The following is a 15,612-nucleotide window of genomic DNA, read 5'->3' as shown; positions in this document are numbered from 1 at the left end:
CCTAGATCACGCGCGTCGAACCAGCCGCGCCGCCGCTGGATCATAAATGAGATCAGTAATTGTGCCGTCCTTGATCCGCTCCACGGCATCGTCCACGACAAAGCGCGGCACAAGGAACCACTCGCGCGGCACTATCGGATTGCCGAAGCGATCCTTTATCTCGATGTTCAGTTGCGCGGGCGCGAAGATGCGGTGGATCAGGTTTTCGAGCCTCACGCGGTTGATGTTGTAAAGCGTATAGGTGGCAACGACCTCCACGTCCGCCATGAGAAAGGTCGGGTCCAGCTTCGCGTTGGCAACTCGTTTGGCAACATCGCCGCCTGTCACGCCGATCTTGTGCAGCACGTCGCGATTGGCAGCGACAAGCGGATGGTCAGCCTTGCTGCGAAGGACATAGATGGTCCCGCTGGCAATATCCTCGTCGTCGTTTTCGTCCGTGAACAGTGGGCCAGCGGTCGGCTCGGTAATTCGCCGTCCGGCCTCATCCTTATAGAGTGCCCGCTGCAGCGAGCGGAGTAGCAGATTGCTTTCCGTCCCGTTGGAGTAGATTACTCGCAAGCGAGCGTCAGTTTCACCGTTAGGCGCGCGGAAGGTTTCACCAACTTCCGCGACATAGGCGACTTGGCCGCCAAGGATGAAAAACTGACCCTCGGTGATGTCCGCTTTCAGGAATCCGGCGTCCTTTACAAATTGTCGGGTAATGCGAACGCCGGAATCAAGGTCGATCCGCACTTGCTCGAACAGCGGTTTGAAGCGATCAAAGTCCGGGCAAGTTTCCCGGTTCGCGATTTCTTCGGCGGCGCGCTTTTCGGCAGTTGATCGGACATGGAGGAGGTCAGTGATTACGGAATCGCCAGCCGCCCCGGCAAGCTCGGCCATGAGCGCGTCGGTGTCCATGTCATCGGCGGAAACAGGCGCGGCAATTTCTGCGCCGGTCAAAAGTCCCTGACGGTCGAGCGGTGCGAGAAGCGACCGGCATTCTTCCAGCGCACGAAGTCGGTCCAGCCGCACGGCATAAAGCCGTTCAAATATATCGCGATCCTCGCCGTGTTGCGGAGCGCGCCCATGTTCATCGGTGAAACGCTGAATTTCCTCGAACCCCGCGATGATGCGTTCTTCGCGTGGGCCGCGCCCAACTTTCTTTTCTGGCTGGGCGAAATCGGACAGTTCATCCCGCAGTTCATCAAGGTCAAGGTCACTCATAACGGCCCTCATCCTTGTAGCGCACAAACGCAGCGGCACCTTCGGCCATGCGCTTTTCCCATGCGTCGGTTGAACTGATGGAGGGGAGCCGTCCGCGTTCCTTCTTGAACTGGACCGCACGGACGGCAAGCTGCTTGGCTTCATCCGGGGTCAGGCTAGTGCGCCGCGCAGATATGGCAGCGGCGACTTGTTTCAGGCTGTCCTCGCTCATGGTTTTGGCGAGGATGGCATAGGCTTCCTGAAATGGATTGATGCGGTCGATCAGGTCAATGTCTAGTTCACGCACGTCCATCGCGAATTTGCGAACGCCGTCGATCAGCGCGGTGTTGACGCCCGGACCGTCACCGGAACCGTCATCGCCAAGGGCGATCTTCTTTGCCTGCTGAGTGAGATTGAGGGCAGCGATAGCGTGCTGACGCACGGCCTCCCGATCCTCCTCGTCGAGTTCAGGATATTTGTCCTTAATGATTTTGCCCAAGCGAAGCTGGGTCAGTTCCTCGGGAACAAGCTCCTCATCGAACAGGCCACGTTCGATGCTCGGTTTGTCCTGCACGAAGCTGGCAATCACCTCATTCAAATCCTCGCGGCATATGCGAGCAGCTTCTGGCGTTTTGGGTTCGGCAAGCCCCTTGATCTCTATCTGGAAAGTGCCGCGCTCCTCGTTAAAGCCGACATTGCATTTGTCGGCCTGATAACCGCCTTCGCCATAATTGAAGCCGGGCGTGGCCTCGTTTGTCGGATTCTTCGGCTTGAACTCGAAGCGGGGCGCTAGCACCTGTTCCATGAGCAGGCTGGCGGCGATAGCCTTCAAGGTATCGTTGACGGCTTCTGTCACAGCGGATTCTGCCGCGTCCGGTTCTGCGATCAAATTGGTGAAACGAGCGCGGGTCTTTCCCGGTGCGTCGCGGGTGGCGCGACCGATGATCTGCACGATCTCGGTGAGGCTGGAACGATATCCAACCGTGAGGGCGTGTTCGCACCAAATCCAGTCGAATCCTTCCTTCGCCATGCCAAGCGCGATGATAATGTCCACATGATCGCGATTGTTCTTCTGCGCGGGATCTTTGAGCGCAGCGGAAACACGATCCCGCTTGGCCGCGTCGTCGTCCACAAGATCGGCGATGCGAAGAACGCGGCCTTCCGCCGTTTTCACCAACTGGAAGCCGGTGGCCGGGTCGATGCCCTGCCATTCACCAAGCTCCTCGATGATGTGTTCAACCTCCTTGATCTTTTGCCCGGTGCTTTCTCGCGAATTGACGTTGGGGATGTGAATGATCGTTTTTTCGGCTGGGTCCAGCACGGCGAGGATGTCGTCGGAGTAAGCGCCGGAGTAGAAAAAATAGCCGATGTCGAGCGATTTCAAAAACTCGTAGCCGTTTAACTGCTCGTAATAGGTGTAGGTGACGGTATCGAAATTGGCCTCATCCTGCGGCGCAAGGACGGCTTCGGCATCGCCCCGGAAATAGCTGCCCGTCATGGCGAGGATATGCACCTTGTCGCGGGCGATGAACTCGCCAAGCTGCTTGCCCAGCACATTATCCGGGTTGGCGGAAACGTGGTGGAACTCGTCTACCGCGATCAGGCGATTGTCGAACGACTCCACGCCGAACCGCTCCACAGCGAAGCGGAAAGTGGCATGGGTGCAGACCAGCACCTTGTCATCGCTTTCGAGGAACGCGCCAACGCTATTGACCTTGCCCCCGTCTTCGCCGGGAGCGTTGCAGAGATTCCATTTCGGGGTAACGGTCCAGTCCGCCCAGAAGCCGAACTTGGTCAGTGGCTCGTCGGCAAAGCTTGAGCCGATGCTTTTTTCCGGCACGACGATGATGGCTTGGCGAACGCCTTGGTTTGCCAGCTTGTCTAGTGCGACGAACATGAGCGCGCGGCTTTTGCCCGACGCCGGGGGAGATTTGATTAGAAGATATTGCTCACCGCGCTTCTCGTAAGCGCGTTCTTGCATCGGCCTCATTCCATAGGCATTCGCAGCGGTGGAGGCCCCGCTGCGTGAGTATGAAATCGATACCGAAGGGACTAATGCATTTTCTTCCATCAAATTCCTCTAAGTGCTCGTTAACCGAAAGTCGGAAAGGCACGATCCAGATGTTTGGCCGTCAGAATTCTGTTTAAAGTTGTGTATCTCGGCCCCTGAATAGCGCAGACATCCTCGTGAGTGAAAGGAACTGCTTCTATTTTAACCACACTATTTTTCAACAGAACGTCATATCTTCCGTTCTTCTCGAGCGGAACAAATTTTGATACCTCAGCGTAATGAGTAATAGCTGAAATAGGCTTGGTTTGATATACAGCTATATATTTCACCCGACCTTTTTTTATTTTATCAATTTTGAGGTTTGGCCACTTGGCTTCGCCGATGAAAACATCGTTAAATCCCTTGTTATGAGCGGGAACGACGATTGTATCAAAAAGTTCGCCTTCCTCCTTGATTTTTCCATTATCCATTTACATGCCTCACTTTTCCTCTATTCGCATAGAGTTCCAACAGATGCTCAAGTCGCTCCGTATTGTTTCTAAATCTTCTACCCACATAAATGCGTTCCAAAATCTCATCGTTATGGTCATGAGACTCTCTGAGGTTGTCTGGCATTTTGCTGGGGTCGTACAGTTCCGATATTGTCATCGGGAAGTGGCTTTCACGAGCAGTTAGTATATTTGCTCCCGACCGTTGAAGGTCGCTAATGTTTTTCTCCGTGAGGAGGGGAACAGGAAAGGTGTTCCAGCCAAGCAAACTTGAATAGCGAATATCGTTCTTCAAGCGCCCGCACACAGTAGACACCCACACATGATGCATTTTGCTACTCAGTAGCGCGAACTCGTGAATTCCGCCGTCAATAATCTGCATGTGTGGCGCAATGACAAGCGCGCTTTCGGGAAGCAATCCCGCAGTGATGTACTCCCGCCTTTCAGAGAGAACTTGAGGCACGAATATTTTTGGCTTCTCAACATGCCTTCGTTCGGCAAAGAGCATTGGCGCATCACTCAGTTTCTTAGTAGCCGCGCGAGCGCTGTTTGAGCGATACGCCCGTACACGTTCGAAGATAGGCTCAAAAATCGCACGTTGATCTTTGGGTAGGTCGCTATCGTTTGCTATGTATAGCGATCTACGAACGATGCCCTTGATGAACTCTGCGCCTCCATAGGTAATTTTGATCAGGCTCTGGGGGTTATTTTTGCTGTCTCTGAGACTCTGATAGTCATCTTCATTGATGGTGAAATGACCGTCATCGTTGGACATACTGCCATAGTTCATGGGAGTAAGAAGTGATATTGGAGAGGAAGTCTTTGATACAACTATATCAGGCATTGGAACGAGGTACGGACCGATATTCTTAACTTCCCTTTTTGAACCGTTCTCATAGAGATAGCGCTCTCCCGCTTTTGAAGCCTTGTCGCACCCAACAATGCAGCAAATAACTCCTGCATTATTTGCCGCATTATTTGACCATGGAAAGCTTGCCTGCGCCCAACTGATAGTAATCCCATACTTTTTAAGTATGTGCAGCACTATCTCCGCCTGTTCACCTTGGAAAAGACTAGACGTACTTACAAATGCAAAGGCACCATCCTGATATTTTTGGATCGCTTTGGCCGCTATCAGGAACCAACATCCAATATAATCGACGTTCCCAAAATTGATTTTTTCGTCTTGAAATACTTTTGCGATCTCACTTTTCTGAAATGCGTCCTGATACTTGGTGCCGACATACGGTGGATTGCCGCAAATATAAGTCTCTCCACCTTCATTCTGGAAGTCTATCTCTGACTGATTGAGTGGAGTCTGAAAAAGGTCATCGCCAACAAGCTTCACACCTGTTCCCGTTGGTGGGCATACGCCCATCCAATCCAGCCCGAGGGCATTGCCACATGTGATCCAATTCTCAGCATCAAGGGGCAAAAACTCGTTCAAGGCGAGTTGCTGCCCACGATAGAGGACATCACATTGATATTCGGCGATGATAAGAGCCAATCGGGCGATCTCGGCGGGGAAGTCGCGAAGCTCGATGCCTCGGAAGTTCGTCAGCGGAATATCCGATTTTCGCTCTTTCTCGCCGCGCCGTTCGTTGATGATGGCTTCGATTGCCCGCATTTCCTTGTAGGCGATCACAAGGAAATTGCCGCTACCGCAAGCCGGATCGAAAACCCGGATGCGGGCCATGCGGCTACGGAGATTGAGGAGCTTACGGGGATTGTCGTCGGCTTCGGCTAGATGCTCGCGCAGGTCGTCCAAAAAGAGCGGGTTCAGCACTTTCAGGATGTTGGGGACGGACGTGTAGTGCATCCCCAGCGCGCCGCGCTCCTCGTCATCGGCGACTGCCTGAATCATCGATCCAAAAATGTCAGGGTTGATCTTTTTCCAGTCGAGATTTCCGATATGGAGCAGGTATGTCCGTGCGATCTTGCTGAAACGCGGCACGTCCACACTGCCAGAAAATAGCCCGCCGTTTACATAGGGAAAGCCATCGGCCCATCGGGGCAGCGCCGACGAGGTACGATCCGTGATCGCGGTATTCATCGCTCGGAAAATCTCGCCGATCACCTCATGGGTGTTGGACGAGTCCCGGTCGCTCATTTTCTCCACGGTGCCGGTGAAAGGATGGCTGCGGTGGAATATGTCGGTGTCCTCCGCGAAGAAGCAGAAAATCAGTCGAGCCAGAAAATGGTTCATGTCCGGGCGGCGCTCGGCAGTGCCCCAATCGGGGTTGTCCTTCAGCAGTTCGACGTAGAGCTTGTTGAGACGGCCTGTGGCGCGGATGTCGAACGAGCTTTCGCGCACCTGCTTGACGGTGGTGATCCCGGCAAGCGGCAGGAAGAAGCCGAAATGGTCTGGGAACTCGGCGAACGGGCAGGCAACGGTTTCGCCGGATAGCAAATCTTCCGCCTCGAACGCCTCGCCATCCGTCGCCAGAATGAACTTGGCTTTAGCCCGCGTCGTGGCAGGGCTGGCCCGTAGCGCATCCAGCTTGGTGGTCACATCGCCAGCGTCGGCGATCGCAATATGGATGTTGCTGGTCTGGAGGACGCCCCCAATATCGGACTTGTTTGACGTGCCCGAGCGGAGCTTCCTAAGCGTCGTTTCCTTGTTCCCGAACGCTTGCAGGAACGCGAACGGGAACTCGTCGCGGTCGAAGGGGGCAGCCGCCAGAGCGGTTACGGCTTCTTCAATTTCGACTGCGTTCATGCGTTCTCATGGTCCTGTTACGTCAAATGCGGAGCCTCCTTCGGATGGCAGCGATGACTCGCTGTGTTGCCCCGCATAATGACTAAGCCGACCGCCCTCGGATGTCATCTGAAAGGTAGGCCGGAGCGCCACCTATCCACAGGGGGCGGCCCGTTCAAAAATGCGTTTGATGCAACGGATACCACTTGCTGCATGGTTCGGGTGCAGGGTGGAGAAGCAAATTTTCAAGCCCCTGCCGAGCATCCAATCCGCGTAGGGTCGGTCATGGGTCAACGGGAGCAGGAACGCTCCCTTGCCGCGCTGGAAGCGGCTGGGTTCCAAAGGGGCAGGCACGCCCTTTGGTCGATGGGGTTTGGGGAGCGCCGAAAGGCTCCCCATCGGTGCGCAGCAGGCTCGATGCCTGTGGAGCGCCGCAGGCCAGAGGGATGCAACGGGAGAGCGCAGCGTCTCCCTTGCCAAGATAGGCGTGGTACTACCACGCACATCTTGCGGTCAGCGTAAGCCCGGCTTGCTTCCTGACTTTTTCCCAACGATCAGCGCCTGCCTGATAGGATCAGCTCTTAACTGAGAGCGCTACGATGTCCGAAACGAACGATGATTGGTATGTGGCCGGATTGCCCGGTCTCCTGTCGCCACCATATTACGTTTACAACGACGAGACGCTATCCGATCCGGGCGTACTCTCATTGATGGCGACTGGTCTAGGACGCGTTCCACGTTCACGGCGTGAAGTGCCGAACTGGATTGCCGACACGCTCTTCCTACATCGAGATCGAATCCTCAATCCTCTCGGAAAAAAATTCGCGCTAAGTCCTGATGGGATCGATCTGGCTTTCGGCAACGAGGACACATTCCGATGGATTACCAATTTCCTCAAGGTTGCGGAAAAACCGTGGAAGCAGAAGCCACAGGCTAAGGTGCTCGACCGATTGAGGCTGATAGCCTTTGCTCTCGCTCTTGATCCGCCCAAGGAATATGTCGGACCATCGGTCCCGCTTGATCAGCGGTCTTGGCTGCACCAAAATTATCTGCTGGTCGGCGCAGCCAATATGCTTAGCCACATTTCCGATCACCGCGAATTCCTGCGCGTTGGATCGTGGATCGGTAAACATCGGGCGCGGCTTGAAGCTGCTTCAAGCGGTTTGAGGGGATGGCTGTTCTGGCTGGCCGTTCAGCGGAGGCTGCGTCGGCTGGCGGCCGGTAAAATTCAGCCTCGCCCGCCGGAGCAATACCGACGTCCCTGAATCTCATCTTTTTCCCAAAGCCGCTCTCGCCATGGTTCAATTGCTCGTCTCCAACCACAGAATGGAGACAACCATGCCTTACGTTATCGATTACGAACCGACGGATGCGGAGAGCGAAAGCGTCTCGGACAACCGCAATCCAAGGCGGCCCGACCGAAGAGAGCAGCCGGTCGCACGCCGCCGCTTTGTCGTCCCGAGCATCGTGAAGACCACCTCGATTTTTCTTTTCGGGGCCGCCGCTGTGCAGGGCGGTGACAAACCAGGCCACTGGAGCGCCGGTGATTTGCTGAGCGCGGCGGTGTAAAAGCCGGCCATTGGATAAGGTTGCTCCTTTTGGAGCGGCCAGGGATGTTTGCCGTGGAGGTCTACGCAGCGGTTCGTCGTTTTGTGTTCGTGGAAGGGAACAGCCAACGGGAAGCGGCGAAAGTGTTCGGCCTGAGCCGTGAAACGATTTCGAAGATGTGCCGGTTTTCGCTGCCGCCGGGCTACACGCGCACGAAGCCCGTGGCGAAGCCGAAGCTGGGATCGTTGTTGCCGGTGATCGACCGGATCCTGGCGGAAGACCGGACGGCGCCGATGAAGCAGCGGCACACGGCCAAGCGGATTTTCGAGCGCCTGCGCGACGAGCATGGCTACGGTGGCGGCTACACGGTGGTGAAGGATTATGTCCGGCAATGCCGGGCGCGCGGCCGCGAGACGTTCGTACCGCTGGCGCATCCACCGGGCCACGCGCAGGTGGATTTTGGCGAGGCGGTGGGCGTGATCGGCGGCGTCCGGCAGAAGGTGCATTTCTTCTGCATGGACCTGCCACAATCGGACGCCTGCTTCGTGAAGGCCTATCCGGCGGAGACGACCGAGGCGTTTCTCGACGGGCACGTGTCGGCGTTCGCTTTCTTCGGCGCTGTGCCGCGCTCGATCCTGTACGATAATACCACGATCGCGGTCGCGAAGATTTGCGGCGACGGTAAGCGCGAGCGCACCCGTGCGTTTACCGGTCTGGTCAGCCATTACCTGTTCACGGATCGCTTCGGTCGCCCCGGCAAGGGCAACGACAAGGGGAAAGTCGAAGGGCTGGTGAAGCACGCCCGAACGCACTTCATGGTGCCGATCCCGCACGCGGCGAGCTACGATGCCTTCAATGCCGAACTGGAACGCCGCTGCCGCGCCCGGCAGGAAGAGCGGGCTGGGCGGCACAGCCAGACGATCGGCGAACGGCTCGTGGCCGATCTCGCGGCAATGTGTCCTGTGCCGGTCGGGACGTTCGAGCCGTGTGAAACCAGGGCTGCGCGCGTCTCCTCGACCGCGCTGGTGCGCTACCGGACCAACGACTACTCGGTTCCGACCCGCTACGGCTTCCAGGACGTGGTGGTGAAGGGCTTCGTCGATCAGGTCGTCATCTTGTGCGGCGGCGAGGAGATCGCCCGCCATCCGCGCTGCTATGGCGAAGCCATGTTCGTGGCGAACCCACTGCATTACCTGGCGCTGATCGAGAGCAAGCCTGGAGCCCTTGACCAGGCCGCCGCACTTCAGGGCTGGGATCTGCCCGAGGTGTTCCAGCATCTGCGCCATCTTCTGGAGGCGCGGATGGGCAACAAGGGCAAGCGCGAGTTCATCCAGGTGCTGCGCCTTCTGGAAGCGCTCCCGATGGAGGTGGTCACCTTCGCGGTGAACGAGGCGATCCATATCGGTGCGATCGGCTTCGATGCGATCAAGCAGATCGCGCTTGCGCGCATCGAGCGTCGGCCTGCCCGGCTCGATCTAACCGCCTATCCGCACCTGCCCAGGATGGAGGTGAAGACGACGCGCGCCGCCGACTACGCCGCTCTCCTGCCGGAGCTGGCGGCATGAGCCGGGCGGCGGACGACAAGATGCCGCCCGGTACGACGGCGGGCACGCCGCAGGTTCTGCTGGCGCATCACCTCAAGCAGCTCAAGCTGCCCACGGTCCTGCGCGAGTATGAGAAGCTGGCCCGGGAATGTGCGCGCGATGGCGTTGATCACACCCGCTACCTGCTGCGTCTCATCGAACTGGAGCTGATCGACCGGGAGCGCCGCACGGTCGAGCGCCGGATCCGTGCTGCCCGGTTCCCGGCGGTGAAGAGCCTCGATACCTTCGACTTCACGGCCATCCCCAGCCTCAACAAGATGCTCGTGCTGGAACTGGCACGCTGCGAGTACATCTTGCGCCGGGAAAACATCATCGCGCTTGGCAACAGTGGCACGGGCAAAACGCACGCCGCGCTCGCCCTGGGACTGGCCGCCTGCCAGAAGGGCTTCACGGTCGCGTTCACCACCGCCGCAGCGCTGGTGAACCAGTTGCTGGAAGCCCGCGACGAAAAGCGGCTGCTCAAGATGCAACGCGAGCTTGCCGCCGTGAAGCTGCTGATCGTCGATGAACTGGGCTACGTTCCGCTCTCCCCCACGGGCGCGGAACTGTTGTTCGAGACCTTCTCACAGCGTTACGAGCGCGGATCGACCATCGTCACCTCCAACCTGCCGTTCGAGGACTGGACGCAGGTCCTCGGGTCCGAGCGGCTCACCGGAGCGCTGCTCGACAGGCTCACTCACCACGTCAGCATCCTGACCATGAACGGCGACAGCTACCGCCTGAAGCAATCCGCCCACCGTCGCCGCGCTGCCAGGGCGGAGCAAAACCAGGCCACCCCCGCCGACTGACCCGCCGCAAAACGGCAAATATGCAAAGGGCCCCGATCGGGGCCCTTTGCATATAGTCCGCGTTCATCCTCAATGGCCTGCTTTTACTCCGCCATGCTGGCCTGAAATCCGACCGCCGTTGACACATGTGCGTGATCGCAGCCTGATCGTGATCGACGTGAAGGACGGTGAAAACTGCTTCGCGTCATTCGAGCATCGCTCTCATACGCTGGGTCAGCGTTGCATCTATCTCAATCCGTTCAAACTGCTTGGGCTTTTGAATACCCGGATCAATCCGCTTCAAACCCTCATCGACATCGTGCGCCGTGGCGAGCAAATCGACACGGAGGCCGACGAGATCGCGCATATTCTCGTCCCATCGGCGGCTAAGAATAAAGACGATTGGGTGGGCAAAGGCGCTCGGCGGATGCTCGCCGTGCGTATGGAATATCTGGCGCTCTTCGAGCCGGAGCTTTGCACGTTGAGCGGCCTGTGGCGCTTCGTGAACTCGTCTCAGGACGAAATGGAAATTGGCTTCGCCATGATGGCGACATGCGGCCTGCCGGGGCTGGAAGGCAAGGCAGAGGCGTTGCGAACAACCGCCAAGGATGCGCCAAAGCAGTTTGAGGCGTACAAATCCGATTGCATCGAAGCCCTCAATCCTTTCGAGCCGGGGAAGTCGCTCGATAGCGCGACCTCCGCGCACGATTTCGATTTCAAGATTCTCAAGCATGAGCCGACCACGGTGTATGTCATGGCTCCCAGCGAGAAGCTGGCCGTTGCTGCCCCGTGGATCAGCCTGATTGTCAGCAACATCATCGAGACGGTCGCGCGGGAAGTCGGCCCTGTGCAGACGACGTTCCTGCTCGACGAATTTCCTATGCTGCCGCCATCGCCATCGATCACAAAAACCCTCCGACTGTATCGGGGCAAGGGGCTCCAGCTCTGGATATTTTCACAGGGCCGCTACTCGCTCGAAGAGCGGTGGTCGCGCGAAGCTGTGAAGGAATTTGAGGATATGGCCGCCATCTTCAACACAAGCGCCGTGGAAGACCCGGACCTCATGGGCGACATTGAGAAATGGAGCGGGAACCGCACCGTTCTCATGTACGGCGTCAACCGCAGCGGCGGCACGGTTGAATCTGCCGGAGCCAATCTCGGCGAAGCCCGCAGGGCGGTTCTTCAAAGTGAGGATATTCGCGGCATCGGGGCGGGGTTGCAGATTATCCGCGTTGCGGGCCTGTCCCATCTGCTCGTCTGCGAGCGTGTTCATTTCGATGATGTCGATCCGTGGAAGGATCAGCTCCGCGATGTTCGCACTCTCCATAAAGGTATCGTCCTATGAGCGCCGAAGGCTCCGCATCTCGTACCATTTCGCCATCATTCGCATCTGCAAGTGCGGAGCGTTCTTCGGCTCGCGCCGTCTCGCCTGAGAGAGCGGCGGAGATTACCTCATGGGCAGACCGGACCACGGCTCGGGCGGAATTTGAGTTTCGCGAGAACCATGAGCAATGGACCAATCGCCAATATGGCGAACTTCTCGCCCGCGACGGCGAGCGAATGTCCTTGCGGCCTCCCGGCGCGACCGATGATCGTAAAGCGCACCTCATGCGAGCGGCAGAGCATATGGTGAGACGCAATCACGTTGCGCGGATTGCGGGTATCAATAACGCAGCGCAGAAGTTGCTTGCGGGTGAAACGCTGGAATCCAAGAAAGGCGATCTCGGTCGGTAATCAAAAACTGCGCGTTTTGTTGATATTTTGTAATAAAATATGCTACTCTGTAAGTGGGGATTGTGCGTATCTTTGCCACTGGCAAATCCGAAAACGCCATGCCCTACGCGGCGGTTCGGAAGCGTTGTCTCCAAAGCCCCGCTATCCACTAAAATTAGTAGAGAGCATGGGAGACTTTTTCCCAATGTCCACAGAGTGAATTGATAGATCAAACTCTTCCATAGCTCAATCGAACGCCGCTTTAGCGGCGGGGCGGGTTTGATGAAGATGTTGTCACCGGAAGAAATGCAGGAGCTTCGCAGTGAAATTGCGGAGTTCGCCATTTCTGAATCTCGGAAAGACGAAATCATCCGGTTCCTTGACGCGATTGCAGCCTCATTTATACATCAGGCGTTCGGCAAAAGCACTGTTCAATTATCTCTGTCTGACCGTGCAAACTTTGCTTTCAACGGCGCGGAAACTCGTGCTAATCTGCCGGAATCCGATGTTTCGGAGCTTGTTGACCTCGATAGCGAGGGCGCGATCAACACCAAAGGCCCCATGAGGCAGTTAGCGCCATGACCAGAAAAACGAACCAGCAGGCAGTCATATACTGCCGCGTGAGCACCAAAAAGCAGGCGAGAGAGGGCAACGGCCTCGGAAGCCAAGAAACCCGCTGCCGCGAATATGCGAAGCATCGTAGCCATCAGGTCGTGGGTGTCTTCACCGACGACGTGTCCGGCAAACTTGCTCAGCGACCGGGCTTCGACGCAATGCTAGCCTTTATCCGCAAAAAGGGCATGGTCGTTATCATCGACGATATCAGCCGTATCGCGCGAGAGGTTAGAGCTCACTTCGATCTCAAAGAAGATATTTTCCGCGCAGGCGGAACACTGGAATCTCCATCCATCGAGTTCGGCTCAGACTCCGACAGCGTTCTCATCGAGCATTTGCTGGCGAGCGTTGCTCAGCACCAGCGGCAAAAGAACGGTGAGCAGGCGCGTAACCGGATGAGAGCGCGGATGCTCGGCGGTTACTGGGTCTTCATGGCCCCGCTCGGCTATCGCTACGAGAAAAGTCCTGCGGGTGGCAGCATTCTGGTTCGCGATGAACCAGTCGCCTCAATTATTCAGGAAGGCCTCGAAGGCTATGCCAGCGGACGCTTCAACTCGAAGGCGGAAGTCAAACGCTTCTTCGAGTCTCATGCCGGATTCCCTGTCACGCGGCACGGGCACCTGACGAACGAGCAGGCCAGCCGCATCATGACGCACCCGATCTACGCTGGCTATGTGGAGAGTAAGGCGTGGGACGTTTCGCTGCGTCCGGGGCAACATGAGGCGACCATATCGCTTGCAACCTTCCATCAGGTTCAGGAACGGATTGCGGGCAAACCGCTCGCGCCGACGCGCTCGGACATCCATGTCGATTTCCCGCTGCGCGGCTTTGTCGCCTGCGGCGACTGCGATCATCCTATGACCGCGAACTGGACCAAGGGGCGCAATGGCCGCTACCCATACTATGTTTGCCGCCATCGCGGATGCGACCGTTTTGGAAAATCGGTGAAGCGGGACTTGGTTGAAAGCGCATTCGAGGCGATGCTGACGAAGCTCACGCCGCGCCCGGAATTGCTCAGCCTCTTCTCGAAAATTTTCCGCAAGCGTTGGAACGAGGCAGAAGCCAAAGCGCACGAGGGACGTGCCGCGATCAAGCGCGAGATGGCGACCATCGAGAAAAAGATCGGTCAGATTCTCGACAAGATTGTCCAGTCGGAAAGCCGTTCGGTAATCGCTCGTTTTGAGAGCGAGGTCGATAAGCTCGAAATGGAAAAGCTGGTTCTGGACGAGAAGGCGGCTCTGTGCGGCACTGTTGCAAGGGATTACGATGCGACTTTTCGAACCGCTTTCGATTTCATCGCAAACCCTTGCAATCTATGGACTAATGGCACGTTCGACGACAAGCGGATCGTGCTGAATCTCACCTTAGGCTCTCATTTGAAATATGATTGGAATGAGGGCGTTCGAACCGCTGAATTTTCCTTACCGTTCATGGTGTTAGGGCGGCTCGGGAACCGAGAAACAGTAATGGCGGAGAGGGTGGGATTCGAACCCACGTTACGGTTCCCCGTAAACCGCATTTCGAGTGCGGCGCGATCGACCACTCTGCCACCTCTCCGCGAGGGGATCCGGGGACGGCAATTGCCGGTCCGGCCAGTCGAGCGGGCGCCTCTAGACCAAAGAATCGAGCCGCACAAGCGCCCTTCCTGCACTTCTTGTGCGGCGCGCAAACCGCACTAGATTGAACCCATGACTCGTGCCCATGACTTTCTCGATCTTTCCACCGCCGGGGTCCCCGTACCCCCGGTCGCGCACGCACGCTTCAACGTGGGCGACGTGGTGCGGCATCGGATGTTCGATTTCCGCGGCGTGATCTTCGACATCGACCCGGTCTTCGCCAACAGCGACGAATGGTATGAGGCGATTCCCGAGGACGCGCGCCCGCGCAAGGACCAGCCCTTCTACCATTTGCTCGCCGAGAATGCCGAATCGAGCTATGTCGCTTATGTCAGCCAGCAGAATCTGGTGAGCGACGACAGCGACGAACCGGTCAACCACCCGGCGATCGGCGGTCTGTTCGACGAGCTGGGCGACGGGCGCTATCGCCTCAAGCGCGAGCACAGGCACTAGTCTTCTTCATCGCCCAAGCGATTCGGTCGCACCGGCGCGGTCCCTCACCCGGCCACCCACTTCACTATCCTGACGAGCGGCAGAGTGAGGGGGCGCGCCGCTGTGGCTTTCTGGGCAAATGCCCACAAAGGCCTCAGCAAAAGGTTGACTTGAAGTAGCGATTCGCTTAGGCGCGCCCTTCCTCTCCGGCGGGTTTGTCCTGCGCGGGCACAAGCATTTGGAATTGAGAAAGAGCCATGTTCGCAGTCGTGCGCACGGGCGGCAAGCAGTATCGCGTTGCCGCAGGAGACAAGATCGTCGTCGAGAAGCTCGAGGGCGAAGCCGGTTCGACGATCACCCTGGGTGACGTGCTGCTCGCTGGCGAAGGTTCGGAGCTGAAGGCGACCGACGGTCTGACCGTATCGGCCGAAATCGTCGCGCAGGCGAAGGGCGAGAAGGTCATCGTCTTCAAGAAGCGCCGCCGGCACAATTATCGCCGCAAGAACGGCCATCGCCAGAACCACACCATCCTGAAGATCACCGCGATCGGTGCGCAGGAGAAGAAGGCGAAGGCAAAGAAGGCCGATGCGGCGCCGGCGGAAGCCGCTGCCCCGGCTGCGGAAGCGTAAGGAGTAACGCGAGATGGCACATAAGAAAGCAGGCGGCTCTTCGCGTAACGGCCGCGATTCGGAATCGAAGCGCCTTGGCGTGAAGCTGTTCGGCGGCCAGCAGGCCATTGCCGGCAACATTATCGTCCGTCAGCGCGGCACGAAGTTCTACCCGGGCGCCAATGTCGGCATCGGCAAGGACCATACGCTGTTCGCGCTTACCGACGGCCGCGTGCGATTCCACGACGGCAAGCTCGGCCGCAAATTCTGTTCGGTAGACATGATTGCGGAAGCAGCCGAGTAACATAGGGTAACCGATCGGGTTGCCCG

Annotated in this window: 15 protein-coding genes, 1 tRNA gene and 2 pseudogenes; 12 read left to right on the top strand and 6 right to left on the bottom strand. The window is 57.6% G+C overall.

What is annotated here, in order from left to right; genetic code table 11:
* Positions 1-6 precede the first annotated feature (6 nt).
* From BDW16_RS17480 to BDW16_RS17470, 4 genes are all read right to left on the bottom strand, one after another.
* Positions 7-1,203, bottom strand: coding sequence for a GIY-YIG nuclease family protein (locus BDW16_RS17480; RefSeq protein ID WP_066574925.1), 1,197 nt, complete (start codon positions 1,201-1,203; stop codon positions 7-9).
* Entirely contained in the window at positions 1,196-3,163 is a 1,968-nt protein-coding gene (locus BDW16_RS17475; RefSeq protein ID WP_428842857.1) for a DEAD/DEAH box helicase, read from the bottom strand. Before BDW16_RS17475 ends, BDW16_RS17480 begins: the two co-directional genes overlap by 8 nt.
* A gap of 110 nt (positions 3,164-3,273) precedes the next feature.
* A complete protein-coding gene (locus tag BDW16_RS21165; RefSeq protein WP_125958813.1) occupies positions 3,274-3,663 on the bottom strand; it encodes a hypothetical protein in 390 nt (129 codons plus the stop codon).
* On the bottom strand, positions 3,656-6,400 hold the full coding sequence (locus BDW16_RS17470) for a class I SAM-dependent DNA methyltransferase (protein WP_066574929.1): 2,745 nt from the start codon (positions 6,398-6,400) through the stop codon (positions 3,656-3,658). Before BDW16_RS17470 ends, BDW16_RS21165 begins: the two co-directional genes overlap by 8 nt.
* Positions 6,401-6,978: 578 nt before the next feature.
* Here BDW16_RS17470 and BDW16_RS21160 point away from each other — a divergent pair.
* From BDW16_RS21160 to BDW16_RS21985, 8 genes and pseudogenes are all read left to right on the top strand, one after another.
* Positions 6,979-7,644 (top strand): hypothetical protein, encoded by a 666-nt coding sequence (locus BDW16_RS21160; RefSeq protein WP_125958814.1) that lies wholly within the window; start codon positions 6,979-6,981, stop codon positions 7,642-7,644.
* A gap of 73 nt (positions 7,645-7,717) precedes the next feature.
* On the top strand, positions 7,718-7,948 hold the full coding sequence (locus tag BDW16_RS17460; RefSeq protein ID WP_157926358.1) for a hypothetical protein: 231 nt from the start codon (positions 7,718-7,720) through the stop codon (positions 7,946-7,948).
* Positions 7,949-7,992: 44 nt separating this feature from the next.
* The gene (istA, locus tag BDW16_RS17455) at positions 7,993-9,492 is read left to right on the top strand and encodes an IS21 family transposase (RefSeq protein WP_066582067.1); all 1,500 of its coding nucleotides are present in this window, start codon (positions 7,993-7,995) and stop codon (positions 9,490-9,492) included.
* Positions 9,489-10,319 (top strand): IS21-like element helper ATPase IstB, encoded by an 831-nt coding sequence (gene istB / locus BDW16_RS17450; RefSeq protein ID WP_174532086.1) that lies wholly within the window; start codon positions 9,489-9,491, stop codon positions 10,317-10,319. The genes istA and istB overlap by 4 nt, the downstream gene beginning before the upstream one ends.
* Before the next feature lie 127 nt (positions 10,320-10,446).
* Entirely contained in the window at positions 10,447-11,643 is a 1,197-nt protein-coding gene (locus BDW16_RS17445; RefSeq protein ID WP_164519397.1) for a type IV secretory system conjugative DNA transfer family protein, read from the top strand.
* Positions 11,640-12,032 (top strand): hypothetical protein, encoded by a 393-nt coding sequence (locus BDW16_RS21155; protein WP_125958785.1) that lies wholly within the window; start codon positions 11,640-11,642, stop codon positions 12,030-12,032. Before BDW16_RS17445 ends, BDW16_RS21155 begins: the two co-directional genes overlap by 4 nt.
* A gap of 261 nt (positions 12,033-12,293) precedes the next feature.
* The gene (locus BDW16_RS17440; protein ID WP_066576435.1) at positions 12,294-12,593 is read left to right on the top strand and encodes a hypothetical protein; all 300 of its coding nucleotides are present in this window, start codon (positions 12,294-12,296) and stop codon (positions 12,591-12,593) included.
* Positions 12,590-13,024: pseudogene (locus BDW16_RS21985) on the top strand (recombinase family protein); the annotation flags it as partial. The gene BDW16_RS17440 and the pseudogene BDW16_RS21985, both read left to right, overlap by 4 nt.
* A gap of 108 nt (positions 13,025-13,132) precedes the next feature.
* Here BDW16_RS21985 and BDW16_RS21720 read toward each other — a convergent pair.
* Entirely contained in the window at positions 13,133-13,480 is a 348-nt protein-coding gene (locus tag BDW16_RS21720; protein ID WP_066576439.1) for a hypothetical protein, read from the bottom strand.
* Between the two features lie 3 nt (positions 13,481-13,483).
* Here BDW16_RS21720 and BDW16_RS21980 point away from each other — a divergent pair.
* Positions 13,484-13,552 (top strand): annotated as a pseudogene (locus BDW16_RS21980) (hypothetical protein); the annotation flags it as partial.
* 541 nt (positions 13,553-14,093) lie between these two features.
* Here BDW16_RS21980 and BDW16_RS17425 read toward each other — a convergent pair.
* A tRNA-Ser gene (locus BDW16_RS17425) sits at positions 14,094-14,183 on the bottom strand.
* A 131-nt stretch (positions 14,184-14,314) separates the two neighbouring features.
* Here BDW16_RS17425 and hspQ point away from each other — a divergent pair.
* From hspQ to rpmA, 3 genes are all read left to right on the top strand, one after another.
* Positions 14,315-14,695: a heat shock protein HspQ gene (gene hspQ / locus BDW16_RS17420; protein ID WP_066576441.1), complete on the top strand. Its 381-nt coding sequence runs from the start codon at positions 14,315-14,317 to the stop codon at positions 14,693-14,695.
* A 236-nt stretch (positions 14,696-14,931) separates the two neighbouring features.
* Positions 14,932-15,303, top strand: a complete 372-nt coding sequence (gene rplU, locus BDW16_RS17415) for a 50S ribosomal protein L21 (RefSeq protein ID WP_066576444.1) — start codon at positions 14,932-14,934, stop codon at positions 15,301-15,303.
* A gap of 13 nt (positions 15,304-15,316) precedes the next feature.
* Positions 15,317-15,586 carry a 50S ribosomal protein L27 gene (gene rpmA, locus BDW16_RS17410; protein WP_066576447.1) on the top strand — a complete coding sequence of 90 codons (270 nt, stop codon included), beginning with the start codon at positions 15,317-15,319 and terminating at the stop codon, positions 15,584-15,586.
* Positions 15,587-15,612: the final 26 nt, after the last annotated feature.

The sequence above is a fragment of the Sphingomonas koreensis genome (assembly GCF_002797435.1).
Taxonomy (GTDB): Bacteria; Pseudomonadota; Alphaproteobacteria; order Sphingomonadales; family Sphingomonadaceae; genus Sphingomonas; species Sphingomonas koreensis.
Note: the sequence above shows the minus strand (reverse complement) of the source record. Positions and strands in the feature narration are given on the sequence as shown.